This is a genomic window from Streptomyces sp. NPDC039462 (assembly GCF_055639375.1).
The window spans coordinates 38,405-53,447 of the sequence record NZ_JBVKAO010000011.1 but is presented as its reverse complement, the minus strand read 5'-3'; the positions used below and the strand labels follow the sequence as shown (position 1 = coordinate 53,447).

At 71.2% G+C, this 15,043-nt stretch carries 12 protein-coding genes and 1 tRNA gene; 8 read left to right on the top strand and 5 right to left on the bottom strand.

Features of this window, described 5'->3' with window-relative positions; genetic code table 11:
• Positions 1-11: 11 nt before the first annotated feature.
• The 4 genes from ACZ7LU_RS39030 to ACZ7LU_RS39015 all read left to right on the top strand — a co-directional run bounded on the left by ACZ7LU_RS39030 (position 12) and on the right by ACZ7LU_RS39015 (position 4,744).
• Positions 12-416 carry a PPOX class F420-dependent oxidoreductase gene (locus ACZ7LU_RS39030; protein ID WP_471919551.1) on the top strand — a complete coding sequence of 135 codons (405 nt, stop codon included), beginning with the start codon at positions 12-14 and terminating at the stop codon, positions 414-416.
• 79 nt (positions 417-495) lie between these two features.
• Complete coding sequence (cysS, locus tag ACZ7LU_RS39025; protein ID WP_470975244.1) at positions 496-1,899, top strand: cysteine--tRNA ligase; 1,404 nt, start codon at positions 496-498, stop codon at positions 1,897-1,899.
• Between the two features lie 106 nt (positions 1,900-2,005).
• Positions 2,006-2,950 carry a 23S rRNA (guanosine(2251)-2'-O)-methyltransferase RlmB gene (gene rlmB, locus ACZ7LU_RS39020; RefSeq protein WP_398302866.1) on the top strand — a complete coding sequence of 315 codons (945 nt, stop codon included), beginning with the start codon at positions 2,006-2,008 and terminating at the stop codon, positions 2,948-2,950.
• Between the two features lie 117 nt (positions 2,951-3,067).
• A complete protein-coding gene (locus ACZ7LU_RS39015; RefSeq protein ID WP_471919550.1) occupies positions 3,068-4,744 on the top strand; it encodes a DoxX family protein in 1,677 nt (558 codons plus the stop codon).
• Positions 4,745-4,854: 110 nt separating this feature from the next.
• Here ACZ7LU_RS39015 and ACZ7LU_RS39010 read toward each other — a convergent pair whose 3' ends face one another.
• The 3 genes from ACZ7LU_RS39010 to ACZ7LU_RS39000 all read right to left on the bottom strand — a co-directional run bounded on the left by ACZ7LU_RS39010 (position 4,855) and on the right by ACZ7LU_RS39000 (position 7,470).
• Positions 4,855-5,574: an NDP-sugar synthase gene (locus ACZ7LU_RS39010; protein WP_398302870.1), complete on the bottom strand. Its 720-nt coding sequence runs from the start codon at positions 5,572-5,574 to the stop codon at positions 4,855-4,857.
• Between the two features lie 36 nt (positions 5,575-5,610).
• On the bottom strand, positions 5,611-6,072 hold the full coding sequence (locus ACZ7LU_RS39005) for a hypothetical protein (protein WP_398302872.1): 462 nt from the start codon (positions 6,070-6,072) through the stop codon (positions 5,611-5,613).
• A 261-nt stretch (positions 6,073-6,333) separates the two neighbouring features.
• Positions 6,334-7,470: an ABC transporter ATP-binding protein gene (locus tag ACZ7LU_RS39000; protein ID WP_362993800.1), complete on the bottom strand. Its 1,137-nt coding sequence runs from the start codon at positions 7,468-7,470 to the stop codon at positions 6,334-6,336.
• A 213-nt stretch (positions 7,471-7,683) separates the two neighbouring features.
• On the opposite strand from ACZ7LU_RS39000, the gene ACZ7LU_RS38995 reads away from it, so the two are divergent.
• Positions 7,684-7,757, top strand: a tRNA-Thr gene (locus ACZ7LU_RS38995).
• 68 nt (positions 7,758-7,825) lie between these two features.
• Here ACZ7LU_RS38995 and ACZ7LU_RS38990 read toward each other — a convergent pair.
• Complete coding sequence (locus ACZ7LU_RS38990) at positions 7,826-10,981, bottom strand: Tat pathway signal protein (RefSeq protein ID WP_471919549.1); 3,156 nt, start codon at positions 10,979-10,981, stop codon at positions 7,826-7,828.
• Positions 10,982-11,225: 244 nt separating this feature from the next.
• Positions 11,226-12,656, bottom strand: a complete 1,431-nt coding sequence (locus tag ACZ7LU_RS38985) for an NAD(P)/FAD-dependent oxidoreductase (RefSeq protein ID WP_471919548.1) — start codon at positions 12,654-12,656, stop codon at positions 11,226-11,228.
• 141 nt (positions 12,657-12,797) lie between these two features.
• On the opposite strand from ACZ7LU_RS38985, the gene ACZ7LU_RS38980 reads away from it, so the two are divergent.
• The 3 genes from ACZ7LU_RS38980 (at position 12,798) to ACZ7LU_RS38970 (ending at position 15,003) form a co-directional block, all read left to right on the top strand.
• Positions 12,798-13,529 carry a DsbA family protein gene (locus ACZ7LU_RS38980; protein ID WP_471919547.1) on the top strand — a complete coding sequence of 244 codons (732 nt, stop codon included), beginning with the start codon at positions 12,798-12,800 and terminating at the stop codon, positions 13,527-13,529.
• 111 nt (positions 13,530-13,640) lie between these two features.
• Complete coding sequence (locus ACZ7LU_RS38975) at positions 13,641-14,483, top strand: aminoglycoside phosphotransferase family protein (protein ID WP_471919617.1); 843 nt, start codon at positions 13,641-13,643, stop codon at positions 14,481-14,483.
• Positions 14,484-14,526: 43 nt separating this feature from the next.
• On the top strand, positions 14,527-15,003 hold the full coding sequence (locus ACZ7LU_RS38970) for a GNAT family N-acetyltransferase (RefSeq protein ID WP_398302884.1): 477 nt from the start codon (positions 14,527-14,529) through the stop codon (positions 15,001-15,003).
• The last annotated feature ends 40 nt before the right edge of the window (positions 15,004-15,043 follow it).

Below are 15,043 nucleotides of genomic sequence, written 5' to 3'. Positions count from 1 at the left end.
GGAGTGACGCCATGTCCGCCGTACTGTCCGACCAGCTCAAGGCTCTTCTCGACGCCCCGTCCTTCATCATCGTCGCCACGATCCAGCCCGACGGCAGTCCTCAGCTGTCGCCGGTCTGGGTGAAGCGCGACGGCGACGACGTGCTGTTCTCGACGACTCTCGGCCGCCGCAAGGAGAAGAACCTGCGCCGCGACCCGCGGGTGACGGTGCTGCTTCAGCCCTTCGACGCGCCGTACACGTACGCGGAGATCCGCGGCACCGCGGAGATGACGACGGAGGGCGGCCAGGAGCTGATCGACGAGCTGTCGGTGAAGTACACGGGCAAGAAGTACGCGGAGTTCAACCCGGCATCGAAGGACGACTCCCCGCGAGTCGTCGTCCGGGTCTCCGCGCGCAAGGTCGTCGGGCGGGTCTGAGGGCGTCGGGACGTCACAGTTCCGTGCACGGTGACCAAGGGGGCGTGGGGCACTGTCCCACGCCCACTACCCTGGAGTCGTGACGATTCGCCTGTACGACACCAGCGCCCGGCAGATCCGTGACTTCAGCCCCCTCAACGACGGCTGCGTCTCGATCTACCTCTGTGGTGCCACGGTCCAGGCTGCACCGCACATCGGGCACATCAGGTCCGGCCTGAACTTCGACATCATGCGCCGCTGGTTCACCTACCGCGGCTACGACGTGACGTTCGTCAGGAACGTGACCGACATCGACGACAAGATCATCAAGAAGTCGGCCGAGCAGGGCCGGCCCTGGTGGTCCATCGGGTACGAGAACGAGCGCGCGTTCAACAGCGGTTACGACGCGCTCGGCTGCCTGCCGCCCACCTACGAGCCGCGTGCCACCGGCCACATCACCGAGATGGTCGAGATGATGCGCGGGCTCATCGAGCGCGGGCACGCATACGAGGCCGATGGCAACGTCTACTTCGACGTGCGGTCCTTCCCGGGGTACCTGGAGCTCTCCAACCAGGACCTGGACGAGCTGCGCCAGCCCTCGGGCGAGGGCGAGACCGGCAAGCGCGACCCGCGCGACTTCGCCATGTGGAAGGCCGCCAAGGAGGGGGAGCCCAGCTGGGAGACCCCCTGGGGGCGCGGCCGGCCCGGCTGGCACCTGGAGTGCTCGGCGATGGCCCACAAGTACCTGGGCCGCGAGTTCGACATCCACGGCGGCGGGATCGACCTGATCTTCCCCCACCACGAGAACGAGATCGCCCAGGCCAAGGCCTTCGGTGACACCTTCGCGCGCTACTGGGTGCACAACGGCTGGGTCACCATGAGCGGCGAGAAGATGTCGAAGTCGCTCGGCAACTCGGTCCTCGTCAGCGAGATGGTCAAGCAGTGGCGCCCGATCGTGCTGCGGTATTACCTGGGCACCCCGCACTACCGCTCGATGATCGAGTACAGCCCGGAGGCCCTGCGCGAGGCCGAGTCCGCGTTCGCCCGCATCGAGGGCTTCGTGCAGCGCGTGGTCGAGAAGGCCGGCGGGGTCGTCGAGCCCGCCGCCCAGGTGCCGCCCGCCTTCGCCGACGCCATGGACGACGACATGGGCGTCCCGCAGGCGCTCGCCATCGTCCACACCACGGTCCGGCAGGGGAACAGCGCCCTCGCCGCCGACGACAAGGAAGCCGCCGTCGAGCGCCTCGCCGAGGTGCGGGCCATGCTCGGCGTCCTCGGCCTCGACCCCCTCGACCCGCACTGGGCGGGCGGGGAGCAGGACCGCGGCGAAGACCTGCACGGCGCGGTCGACACCCTGGTGCGGCTCGTCCTCGACCAGCGCGAGGCCGCCCGGTCCCGCAAGGACTGGGGCACCGCCGACGCCATCCGCGACCAGCTCAACCAGTCGGGCCTCGTCATCGAGGACAGCCCGAGCGGGCCCCGCTGGACGCTCGGCCCGCGCTAGGGGCCCTCTGATGTGCCGCCCGGCCTTCCGGGCGGCACACTTCATAGACGTACACCTCTGCGCGTACGCACGTACGCGCACACGCATCACAACAGACAGGTAGGTCATGGCCGCTAACAACCGCCGCATGTCCGGCAAGAAGGGCGCGCAGGTCGGCAGCGGCGGCAATCGGCGCCGCGGCCTCGAGGGCAAGGGTCCGACGCCGCCCGCCGAGGCGCGCAAGGGGCATGTGAAGAACCGCATCGCCACCGCCAAGGCCAAGAAGGCCGCGGGCCGCCGCGGCACGCCCAAGGGGCGCGGCGGCAAGGGGACCTCCGAGATGGTCGTCGGCCGCAACCCCGTCTTCGAGGCGCTGCGCGACGGCGTGCCCGCCTCCACGCTCTACGTCCAGCAGTTCATCGACAACGACGAGCGGGTCCGCGAGGCGCTGCAGCTCGCGGCCGAGCGCGGCGGCATCCACCTCATGGAGGCCCCGCGCCCCGAGCTGGACCGCATGACGAACGGCCTGAACCACCAGGGCCTCGTCCTCCAGGTCCCGCCGTACGAGTACGCGCACCCGGAGGACCTCGTCGCCGCCGCGTTCGACGAGGGCGAGGACCCGCTGATCGTCGCGCTCGACGGCGTGACGGACCCGCGCAACCTCGGCGCGATCGTCCGCTCGGTGACCGCGTTCGGCGGCCACGGAGTCGTCGTGCCCGAGCGCCGGGCCGCCGGCATGACGGCCGGCGCGTGGAAGACCTCGGCCGGCACGGCCGCGCGCACGCCGGTCGCCCGCTGCACGAACCTGACGCGCGCCCTGGAGGCGTACAAGAAGGCGGGCGTCGCCATCGTCGGCCTCGCGGCGGACGGCGAGCACGAGATCGGTGACCTGGAGGCGCTCAGCGGCCCCGTCGTCATCGTTGTCGGCAGCGAGGGCAAGGGCCTCTCGCGGCTCGTCGGTGAGACGTGCGACTTCCGGGTGCGGATCCCGATGCCGGGTGGCGCGGAATCCCTGAACGCCGGTGTGGCGGCCGGTGTCGTGCTGTACGAGGCCGCGCGGCGCCGCGCGTAGGAGTTCCCCGGCGTACAAATGTCCGGGCCGTGTGATCCCTTGACGGGGATCTCTTGACGCGGTCCGGACATTTCCCCGTGGTCAAAGCAGTGTCCTAAACACACATCACTCGGTTAGATGAGTGTGGACACCAGAACACCCCGCACTCCCACAGGGGGAAGCTCGTCAGGTTTCGACGATGCTCCCGCGCTGAGCATGGTGAAGGTGCCGAGCGACCCGGCGCAGGTCATCGTCAATCACGCGAGTTTCCGCGTGCAGCTTCCCGCCGCTGGGCGCACTCAATCCCCTCGTATCTCACGGCACTTGGGCACGCCCGACGAGACGGTGCGCATCCCCGCCGTCGGCGCGGCCGCCAAGCGCCGCGCGCCCGTCGTCTGGAGCGGGAAGTCCGACCCGGACGACACCGGCGCGATCAGACTGCTGCAGGCCGTGCGCGGCAGCGGCATGCTCCGTTCGGCCGAAGAGGCGGGGCCCTACGACGAGGGCGGCGCCACGCAGGTCATCCCGCGCGTCGACATCGACGAAGGCCCCGAGACCGTCGAGACGCCCGCCGTCATCGGGCCGCGCGTCCCCGAGTCCGGGACCCGGCTGCTGCCGCAGACGCGGCCGTCCGGCAGCGACTACGACGAGCGCCTCGACCAGCAGGGCCGGTACGCCGACTACGCAGGCGATGCCGACGACGCCTATGACGACGCGTACGACGACGAGCGCGGCGAGGGCGAGGAGCGGGTCCGCAGGCACGGCTCCGACCCCGTCCGGCACGCCTACTACCCCGGCCGCCGGATGAACCTCGGCGTCGTCCTGCTCCCGCTGCGCGTCTTCCTCGGCTTCATCTCCATCTACGCCGGCATGGGCAAGCTCTGCGACCCCGTCTACTTCGACGGCGGCGAACGCGGCTCCATGGTCAAGTGGCTCAACTCGCTGCACCCCTGGGCGCTCGCCGAGCCGCTGCGCGACTTCGCCCTCCAGCACCCGGTGGGCGCCGGCCTCTGCATCGCCTTCCTCCAGGTCGTCGTCGGCGTCCTGACCGTGCTCGGACTCTGGCAGCGGGTCGCCGCCTCGATCGGCGTGCTGCTCTCGGCGGCGCTCATCGTCACCGTCAGCTGGAAGACGGTTCCCGCCTACGACGCGCCCGACATCATCTACCTCGCCGCCTGGTCGCCGCTGATCATCGCGGGCGCGCCCGTCTACTCCGTCGACGGGCGGCTCGCGGGCGAGGCCTGGCGCACGCTCGGCCCGCGCGTCGACATCTGGGACCTGCGGCGGCGCGTGCTGCGGCGCGGCGGTCTGATCGGTGCCGTCGTGGTCGGCGTCACGCTGCTCATCGGGTCGCTGCTGGGCGGCGCGGTGCGCGACGCGGACCGGGTCACCGTGCCGGGCCCCGGCGAGCCGCCGCGCAACGTACTGCCGGGCTCGCCGCTGCCCCAGGACCCCGCGAAGAAGCGCAAGGAGCGCCAGTCGCAGTCCCCGTCCGCCGCGCCGGGGACCCCGACGCGGGGCAGCTCCGCGACCCCCACGCAGGGCGCCACGGCGCCGGGCACGGCCACCCGGGAGACGGGCACGACCGGCTCCACGGGAGCGGGACGGCCCAGCCAGCCGCAGGGCAGCAGCACGGCGGGGCAGGCTCCGCCGCAGCAGTCGGCGCCGCAGCAGCCGTCGGCCACGACCGCGGGGCCGTCGTCCAGCGGTGGTTCCGGCGGCAGCACGGGCGGTGCGGGTACGTCAGGCGGCGGCACGAGCGGTGGCGCCGAGGAGAGGCCCCGCGGCCTGCTGGGCGGCGTACTCGGCCGCTGAGCTCCCCGGAGCCCCCCTGCTCCCTCTACGCCGAAGGGGCCCCGCACACACACTGTGCGGGGCCCCTTCGGCGTACGGACGCTCAACGGAGCTGTTCGGCGTGCGGACGCTCAACGGCCCTGGGCGGCCAGTTCCTTGGCGGCCTCGGTGAGGTCCTTCGCGGTGTCGATCGCGCGCCAGTAGGCGCCCTGCGGCAGCGGGTAGCCCGCGAGGCGCTTCTCCCGGGCCAGGCGCGGGAAGGTGGTGCGCTCGTGGTCGCCGAGGTCCGGCAGGAGCGCGGTGAACGAGGCCGAGAAGACGTACACGCCCGCGTTGATGAGGTACGGGGACGGCGGGGCCTCGATGAAGTCCGTGATGTGGCCGAACGCGTCCGTCTCGACGGCGCCCCACGGGATGCGGGGGCGGGCCAGGGCGAGGGTCGCGGTGGCGTCGCGCTCGGCGTGGAAGGCCGCCATGTCGCGCAGCGAGAAGCGGGTCCAGATGTCGCCGTTCGTCGCGTACCAGGGCTGGTCGGCGTGCGGCAGGTGCCGGGCGGCGTACTTGAGGCCGCCGCCCCGGCCGAGCGGCTCCTTCTCGACGACCGTGCTGACGTTCAGCGGGAGGTCGGCGGAGTCCAGCCACTCCTGGAGGACCTCCGCGAGGTGCCCGCAGGAGACGACGGCGTCCGTCACGCCCTCCTCGGCCAGCCAGGCAAGCTGATGGCCGATGATCGGGGTCCCCGTGCCGGGGATCTCGACCATCGGCTTGGGCCGGTCGTCGGTGTACGGGCGGAGCCTGGAGCCCTGGCCTCCGGCCAGGACGACAGCCTGCGTGGGCTTCAGCATGGTCATGCTGGAAACCCTACGCGGCGCCGCGCGGCGGCCCGCTCAGCCGTTCCGGTGGGCGGCGGCCACGCCCGTCGCGAAGGAGGTGTCGCAGACGGGCCTCGCGTACGACTGGGCGCGGGTCGGGCCGTACACGCGCACGGCGGCGCGGCCGAGCGCGCGGGCGATGGCCGCGCAGTGCCGGGCGAGCGACGGGTGGCGGTTCACCTCCTGCTGGAGATGGGTGAGCGCGACGCCGGGGTTCTTCTCCTGGAGTTCCAGGAGGAGTCGGTCGCGCAGGATGTCCTGCGGGGCGCGGGACTTGGCGGGCTTGGAGAGGTTGTCGGCGGATGCGGTGAGCATCGAGTCCGAGGAGTTCCCCGACCAGTTGACGCTGGTGACCGCGAGGGTCCCGGAAAGCACCAGCATCACGGGCAGGACGAGAGCGAGCGTGCGGCCGATGCGGCGGGCGGGGCCCCGGTGGGCTCGGCGCGGCTTCTGGGTGTAGTTGGCGGAGTGCGTCACGCGAGGAGCGTAGCGCTAGGTGATGATTTGGCGACATTTAGTCACCCGGTCGAGCGACAGTGAAGTGGGTTTCTCTGATGCGGTGTTGACGTCCGCAGGTGAAATGACCGATGTGCCGGGGTATTTGTCGACAACGAGAGGGTTTCCGGGGTTTCTCCGGGAGTCCGCTTGGGCGTACGCGAGGGGTGTGCGCGGAGGCGTACGCGAAGGGCCCCGCACGCGGCGTGCGGGGCCCTTCGGGAAAACGGGGGAGGCCGGGCGTCAGTCGCTGAGGCGCTCGCCCGTCGACGTCGAGAACACGTGGGTCTCACCCGGACGCGGCACGACGTGCAGCTGGGCGCCCTTCTCCGGGACCCGGCGGCCGTTCACGCGGACCACGAGGTCCTTGTGCTCGCCGCCGACCTCGGCGGAGCCGTAGACGTAGCCGTCGGCGCCGAGCTCCTCGACGACGTTCACGGAGACGGCGAGGCCGGCCGGGGCGTCCGCGGTCTCCTTGGAGAGGGACTTCACGGCTTCGCCGTCCTGCTCGACGATGTCGAAGTGCTCCGGACGGACGCCGACGGTGACCGTGCGGTCGCCGCGGTCGGCGGCGGCGGACAGCGCCTCGCGGTTCACCGGAACCACGGAGTTGCCGAACTTCACGCCGCCGTCGGTGATCGGGACCTCGACGAGGTTCATGGCGGGGGAGCCGATGAAGCCGGCGACGAAGAGGTTGGCGGGCCGGTCGTACATGTTGCGCGGCGAGTCGACCTGCTGGAGGAGCCCGTCCTTCAGCACGGCCACGCGGTCGCCCATGGTCATGGCCTCGACCTGGTCGTGGGTGACGTACACGGTGGTGATGCCGAGGCGGCGCTGGAGGGACGCGATCTGCGTACGCGTCGACACGCGCAGCTTGGCGTCGAGGTTGGAGAGCGGCTCGTCCATGAGGAACACCTGCGGCTCACGCACGATGGCGCGGCCCATGGCGACACGCTGACGCTGACCACCGGAGAGCGCCTTCGGCTTGCGGCCGAGGTACTCGGTGAGGTCGAGGATCTTCGCCGCGTCCTCGACCTTCTGCCGGATCTCCGCCTTGTTCACGCCGGCGATCTTCAGGGCGAAGCCCATGTTGTCGGCGACGGTCATGTGCGGGTACAGCGCGTAGTTCTGGAACACCATGGCGATGTCCCGGTCCTTCGGCGGCAGGTGTGTGACGTCGCGGTCACCGATGCGGATGGCGCCGGCGTTCACGTCCTCGAGCCCCGCGAGCATGCGGAGCGAGGTGGACTTGCCGCAGCCGGACGGGCCGACGAGTACGAGGAACTCGCCGTCCTCGATCTCGATGTCGAGGCCGTCGACGGCGGGCTTGTCGCCACCCGGGTAGATCCGGGTCGCCTTGTCGAACGTAACAGTGGCCATGGTGAGGGCCCCCTTCACCGGCAGGAACGTGCCGGACGATCCGAGTAGAGGGAGTGGTGTAGTCCACCTGAGTGAACTGCTCGTGACCGTACCCCGGGGGTCAGTGGTCTGTCAGCAGTCGCGGTGCCGTGACCTTCGAGGAAATTTTCGACGGGCACGCGGGCGGTGTTGGTTACACTGCTCGGGCACGTCCGGCGCACCTCCGGTGTGCATGCCTCCTTAGCTCAGATGGCCAGAGCAACGCACTTGTAATGCGTAGGTCGTCGGTTCGAATCCGACAGGGGGCTCTGTATGGCGAAGGCCCAGGTCACCTTTCGGTGGCCTGGGCCTTTGGGGTTTTTGAGGGGGGTAGTGGTTAGCGGGTGACGGCTGCCGTTGCCTTGCTTGTGGCGGTGCCGTCGTGGTGGCCCGTGCGGTGGGCCGTCACCTTGACCGTGATCTTCTTGCCGCGCTGGGCGGTCTTCAGGGGCAGGGAGGACTTGGTGGCGCCGGTGATCTTCGTTCCGTTTGCGTACCACTGGTAGGAGTACGTGCCGGGGGTGGGCGACCAAGTGCCCTTCGTCGCCTTGAGGGTCTTGCCGACCTTCGGGGTGCCGCTGATCTCCGGCTTCTTCGTGGCCTTCGGTGCGGTGCCCTTGGCGATCGTCACCGGTGCGGAGTTCGCGGAGGCCGTCCGCGAGGCCGCGTGGGCGGTGACGGTGACGGTCAGGTTCTTGGTCAGGTGCTTCGACGGGATCTTGTATGTCGAGGACGTGGCGCCCTCGATGGGCTCGCCGTCCGCCTTCCACTGGTAGGTGTACGAGGACGGGGTGGGCGACCAGGTGCCGGGGTCGGCGGTGACCTTGGAGCCGACGGCGGCGGTGCCCGTCACCTTCGGGGCGGTGGTGTTGCGCAGCTCCGGCTCGGTGACGGTGAAAGTGCCGCGCTGGTACTGCCCGTTCGCGTAGACGCTGACGTCCCAGTCGCCGGCGGGGATGTCCGTCAGGTCGAGCGTCGCCTTCAGCGTGCGGTTGTCGGCCGACACCGACGTGGTCTTCGCCGTGAGGGTCTTGCCCGCACGGGTCAGCTTGACGGTGAAGTCGGGGTGGAGGGCGGTGCCCGTCACCGTGAGCGTGGGCTTGGTGCCGCTGGGCGCCGTGGTGGGGGTCACGCCGGTGACGGTGACCTTCTCGCCGCCGCAGCGGGCGAACGAGCACTTGAGCGTGGCGCGGTAGGCGGTCTTGCCGGCCTTCTCGGGGAGGCCGAGGACCAGGAGGGAGGGCCTGGTCGGTGCCGACGTCGACTCGTGCACTCCGCAGACGTAGCCGTCCGGGATGTACAGGGAGCAGCCGTTGGTCCACTTGTTGTCGTAGAGCGCGGGGACCGCGGTCGTCCCGGCACCGGTCGTGTCGGTGATCTCCGTGTCGAATTGGTCGCCGTCGACGGTGGGCAGGACCGCGCACACCGCGGTGCGGGACTCGTCGAGGGTGCCGGTGATCGGTCCGTAGCCGTAGGCGACGGAGGGGACCTTGGCGCACTCGGCGGCGGGGCCTTCGGCGGTGGCGACGCGCAGGGCGTCGAGACGGTACGCGGGCGCCGCCTTGAGGTGGGCCGGCACTTGGACGAGGACCTGGTGGGTGGTGCTGCCGGTGGCCGCGCAGGCGCGGTTGCGGAACGAGCACTCGGGGGTGCCGTCGCCGCCCATGACGGCGACGTTGGCGGTGCCGAGGGCGTCGCGTACGTCGACGTGCAGGACGTCGGTGTCGGCCGCCGTGGTCACCTGGTGGCAGCGGATGCTTCCCGGAGTGCCGTACGAGCCCTTCACGGAGGGGCCGCCGACCTTCGTGGCCGTCGTCTTCGCGCAGCCCGCGGACGACGCCGTCGACGTCACGTCGCGGCGCGTCAGGGTGTACTCGGCGGCCTGGTCGCTGCCGGTGACCAGGACCGTGTGGGCCTTGCCGGGCCTCAGTGAGCAGACCGTCCAGCCGTTGGTGGTGGCGTAGCGGTCGCAGACGCGCTTGCCGGTGGAGTCCAGCACGGAGAACTTGGCGGGGACGTCTCCGGAGACGGCGGTGAGCTGGAGCAGCTCGGCGGAAGTGTGGGCGTCCGCCGGGATCGTCAGGCAGTGGGAGAAGGTGCCGCCCCCGGTGGTGAGCGTGGCCTTGGCGCCGTCGGGGGAGAAGCTGCCCGCGGGCAGGACGGGGCAGTCGTTCGCGGCGTCGGTGCGGTGCACGGCGACCGTGTACGGGCCGGTGCGGGGGGTGCCGTCGGCGTGGACGAGGGCGCGGTAGGGGGCGGTGCCGGTGAGCGCGCAGTCGCCTGCGGCGAGCTCTTCGCCGGAGCACTGGGCGGTGCCCTCGCTGTCGAGGAGCTCCGCGTCGGCGTCGACCCCGGAGCCGCCGAGCGCGGTGAGCACGGCGACCCGGGCGTCCTTGGGTGCCGCCAGCTCCAGGCAGTCGTACTGTCCGGCCGTCTTGAACTCGCCCCGGTTCGGGCCCGTGTCCGCCTTCACACAGCCGCGTCCGGAGGCGCGGTCGAGGACGATCAGGCCGCGCGGGCCGGCGTGGAGGGGGGACGCGCCGCTGAGGACGGCGGTGTAGGTGCCCGCGGAGGGCAGGCGGCAGCCTTCCTCAGTGGTGCGGCAGACGGTCTTGCCGGAGCTGTCGTACACGCGCACGGGTTCGGTGGTGCCTTCGCCGTCGACGGAGTCGATGAGGTGGCGGCCCGCCCGCTCGGGGGTGACGGTGAAGCAGGACGTCTTGGTGAAGTCCTGGGGGTCCAGCGGACCGTAGGGCCGGACCGGCGAAGAAGGGCAGCCTCGGGGGTCGTTCAGACGGCGGACCTTCACCCCGTACTCGGTGGGGAACCCCGCCTCGGTGCTCGTGACGCGGGACAGCACGCGATACGGGCTCTTGCCGGCCAGGACGCAGCTGTTCTCGTCGTCCTCGGACGTGCAGACCCGGGCGCCGGTGCTGTCCGTGATCCATGCGCCGGAGTTGTCGTGGGCCTTGGTGCCGTGCGTGAGCAGGATGCGGTCGCCGGGCTCGGCCTCGAAGGGCAGGCAGTTGACCTCCAGGGGGCCGCCGACGGTCCGCGTGGCGGCCGGCAGGTCCCATGAGGTGCCGACGGGTTCGGCACAGCCGCGGGTGCCGTTCAGCGGCACGACGGTGACGGCGGTCTTCGCGTCCTCGAAGCCGTTGTTGACCACCTTCAGGGTGTAGTCGCCGGCGGCAGGCAGGTCGCAGCTTGCGCCGGTGCAGTCGATCTCTGTCGCACCGGAGTAGACCTGGGTGTACGACTCGTTGCCGCTGTCGGTGAGCGAGATCCGGTGGAGTCCCGCCTCGTCGGCGGTGAAGGTGTAGCAGGTGGACGCGTCGGGTGCGACCGTCGCCCTGCCGACCGCGCCGCCCGGGTCGCCGAACGGGGCGAGGGCGAGGGGCGCGCACTCCGTTCCGGCGGCGTGGGCGGCCGTCGCGGGCAGCGCGGACGGTATGAGCACGGCGAGGAGTGCGGTCAGGGTGAAGAGCACCACGGTGGAGACCGCGGGTCTCGCGGGTCTCGCGGGTCTCGCGGGTCTCGCGGATCTCGCGGGTCTCGCGGATCTAGTGGATCTTGTGGATCTCGTGGATCTCGGACAAGGACGTGGTTCAGGCATCGAGCCCCCCCAGGCTGTACGGACGTTCCGGATCGGTCGATCGGGAGCGGATCGGGTGATCGTGACACAAGGGTGTGTCAACGGGCCTGGAGGGGCGTCCGGGTTCAGGAGCGGTGGCTGCTCAGTGGCGGCCCGCCAGGCGGTCTGCCCACTGGGCCAGGTGGGAGGACTCGGTGGTGTGGGTGGTCAGTTCGCGGCGGTCGGCCGCGTGGTACGTGGCGTACATGCCGTGGACGCCGAGCCAGCGGAACGGTTCCGGTTCCCACTTGCGGACCTTGTGGTTCACCCAGGGGAGCGTGGTGAGGTCGGTGGGGCCCGCCTGGCCCGAGTCCTGTTGGACCAGGTCGCGCAGGGTGCGGGCGGCGAGGTTGGCGGTGGCGACGCCGGAGCCGACGTAGCCGCCCGCCCAGCCGAGGCCCGTGGCGCGGTCCAGGGTGACCGTGGCGCACCAGTCGCGGGGCACGCCGAGGACGCCGGACCAGGCGTGGGCCACCCGGACGCCCGCGAGCTGGGGGAAGAAGCGGCGCAGGATGGCGTGCAGGGCCTCGACCGTGGGCTGCTGGGTGCGGCCGTCGTTGTCGGTCTTCGAGCCGTAGCGGTACGGGACGCCACGGCCGCCGAGTGCGATGCGGCCGTCGGCGGTGCGCTGGGCGTACATGTACGCGTGCGCCATGTCGCCGAGCGTCTCGCGGCCCTCCCAGCCGATCGACTCCCACTGGGCGGGTGACAGGGGTTCCGTCGCGATCATCGAGGAGTTCATGGGGAGCCAGGTGCGGCGCTGGCCCTTCAGGGACGCCGTGAAGCCCTCCGTGCAGCGCAGGACGTAGGGGGCGCGGACCGTGCCGTACGGCGTGACCGCGTGCTTCGGCCTGATCTCCGTGACCGGCGTCGACTCGTGGATCGTGACGCCGAGGGCCGCCACGGCGTCGGCCAGGCCCTTGACCAGTTTCACCGGGTGCAGGCGGGCGCCGTGCGGGGTCCACGTCGAGCCGACGGCTCCGGCGACACGGATCCGCGCGGCCGTCTCGCGGGCGCCGTGCAGGGTGCGGTCCTTCTCGCCGTACGAGAGTTCCGTCTCGTGGAAGGCCTTGAGGCGGGCCAACTGCGCTGGCGTGTACGCCACTTCGAGTACGCCGCCCCGGTGGATGTCCGCGTCGATCGACTCCTCGGCGGCGGCGCGGATCACTTCGTCGACCGTGTCGTTCATCGCCCGCTGGAGCCGGACCGCCGCTTCGTGGCCGTGCAGCTTGGCGTAGCGGTCGCGGCCCGCGATGCCGTTGTAGAGCCAGCCGCCGTTGCGGCCGGAGGCTCCGTAGCCGCAGAACTTCTGCTCCAGGACGGTGACGCGGAGGAAGGGGGCGGCCTTCTTCAGGTAGTACGCGGTCCACAGGCCGGTGTAGCCGCCGCCGACGATGCAGACGTCCGCCGTGGCGTCGGAGGTCAGGGGTTCGCGGGCCGTGGGCAGGCCGTCGTCGGCGTACCAGAACGATATGCCGCCGTTGACCGTGTCCGCCGCGTGGTGCGTGGTGTTCCCGTTGTTCGCGCTGCTCATGGGCGGACGTTACTGCGCAGGTGGGGGCCGTGGGCAGGGGTCGGGGGCGGGGTACAGCGGGGCGGGTCGTCCGGCGGGCGGAGGGCCGGGTAGATTCCGGTGCTTTGAGCGGTACGTGTCGAAACTGGGAGGGCTCAACTCATGGCCGTACACAAGGCCGGGCGCAAGGCCGGGCGCGTCGCAGCCGCGGTGGCAGCGGCGGCGCTGATCGGGGCGGCCGCGTCGGCCTGCGGACCCGACGACGGCAGCAACGACGGCAAGGGCGGCACCGTCAGCGAGAAGCCCGCCGAGAAGCCCGCCGAGAAGCCCGCCGCGCCCGCGTCGGTGAAGGGCGGCGTCATCACCGTCGGTGATCCGAAGGCCAAGCATACGGTCAAGGTGTACGAGGACCCGCGCTGTCCGTTCTGCAAGAAGTTCGAGGACGGCGGGGCGCAGGCGCTGGTGAAGCCGGTGGCCGACGGCACGGTGAAGGTCGAGTACACGATCGCCTCGTTCCTCGACAAGAACCTCGGCGGCAGCGGCTCGGTGAACGCGGCGAACGCGCTGCGGGCGTCCGTGGAGGCGGGCAAGTTCCCGCAGTACCACGCCGCCGTCTTCGCCCACCAGGCGGCGGAGGAGACCGACGACGCCTACACCCCTGCCTACCTGCTGAAGATCGCCGACAAGGTCGACGGGCTGCGCGGCGGCGCCTTCGACAAGGCGGTCACCAACGGGACGTACAAGAAGTGGGTCGGCGAGGCGATGGACTCCTTCAGCAAGGACGGCATCCAGGGCACGCCGACCGTCTTCATCGACGGCAAGAAGTCCGGGGGTGAGGCGCTGTACGAGGAGGCGGCGTTCGCCAAGGAGCTCAAGGCGGCGGGTATTTCCTGACCTCGGCCTTCAAGGACGGAGAAATCCGCGTGCGGCGTCCGCGCGTACGTCGGTAATCTCCCGCTCGTGATCGACATTCGCATTCCGGACGAGCTGGTCGAGTCGCAGCACATGTACGCGGGGGAGCCCGGCCGGGCGTTCATCGCCGGGCTGCCCGCGCGCGTGGAGGAGTTCGTCGACCGCTGGGACCTGACCGTCGACGGCGACCCGATGCACGGCATGGCCGCGCTCGTCCTGCCCGTCGTGCGCGCCGACGGCACGCCGGCCGCGGTCAAGTTCCAGCTCCTGGACGAGGAGACCGAGGGCGAGCCGGTCGCGCTGCGGACCTGGGACGGGGACGGGGCCGTGCGCCTCCTCGACCACGACGCCGACACGGGCACGATGCTGCTCGAACGCCTCGACTCCGGGCGGATGTTGTCGACGATGACCGACACCCGCAAGGCCGTCCTCGTCCTCGCCGAGCTCCTCGCCCGGCTCACCGCGACCCCCGCCCCCGCCGGCATGCGCACGCTCGCCGGCATCGCGGCCGAGATGGTCGAGGAGCTGCCCGGGGCCCTGAAGTCCCTCACCGATCCGGACGAGCGCGCGCTCGTCGAGCGGTGCGGGGGCGCGGTGCGCGAGGTCATGGGCGAGGCGGGCGACCGGATGCTGCACTGGGACCTGCACTTCGAGAACGTCCTGGCGAGCGACCGCGAGCCGTGGCTCGCCATCGACCCGAAGCCGCTCGCCGGGGACCCCGGCTTCGACCTGTGGCCCGCCCTCGACAACAAGTTCGACGCCGACGACGTGCTGTGGCGGTTCGACGCGATGACGGAGGTCCTCGGTCTCGACCGCGAGCGGGCCCGCGCCTGGACGCTCGGCCGCGTCCTGCAGAACACGCTGTGGGAGGTCGAGGACGGCAGGCCGCCGGTGGCCGACGACATGGAGATCGCGCGGCGGCTGCTCGGCCGGTGAGACCGCGTTGACCACGGCGGGCCCGCCGTGGCTTGCTGCTCCCATGATTCGTACCGCCACACCCGCCGACGTCCCCGTCATCCACGCGCTGGTCCGCGATCTCGCCGCGTACGAGAAGGTGCCCGACGAGGCGAGGGCCACCGAGGAGCAGCTGCGCGAGGCGCTCTTCGGGGAGCGCCCCGCCGCCTTCGCGCACATCGCGGAGGACGACACCTCCGGCGAGGCCGTCGGCTTCGCGCTGTGGTTCCTGAACTTCTCCACGTGGCGCGGCGTGCACGGGATCTACCTGGAGGACCTGTACGTACGCCCCGAGGCGCGCCGCGGCGGACACGGCAAGGCGCTCCTCACCGAGCTCGCGCGGATCTGCGTGGAGCGCGGCTACGAGCGGCTGGAATGGGCCGTACTCGACTGGAACGAGCCGTCGATCAACTTCTACAAGTCGCTCGGGGCGCTGCCCCAGGACGAGTGGACCGTGTACCGGCTCACCGACGACGCGCTCACGGCACTGGGGCGTGCCTAGGCAGTTCTTGTACGGGCCAGGCGGTTCGTCTGGAACTCCT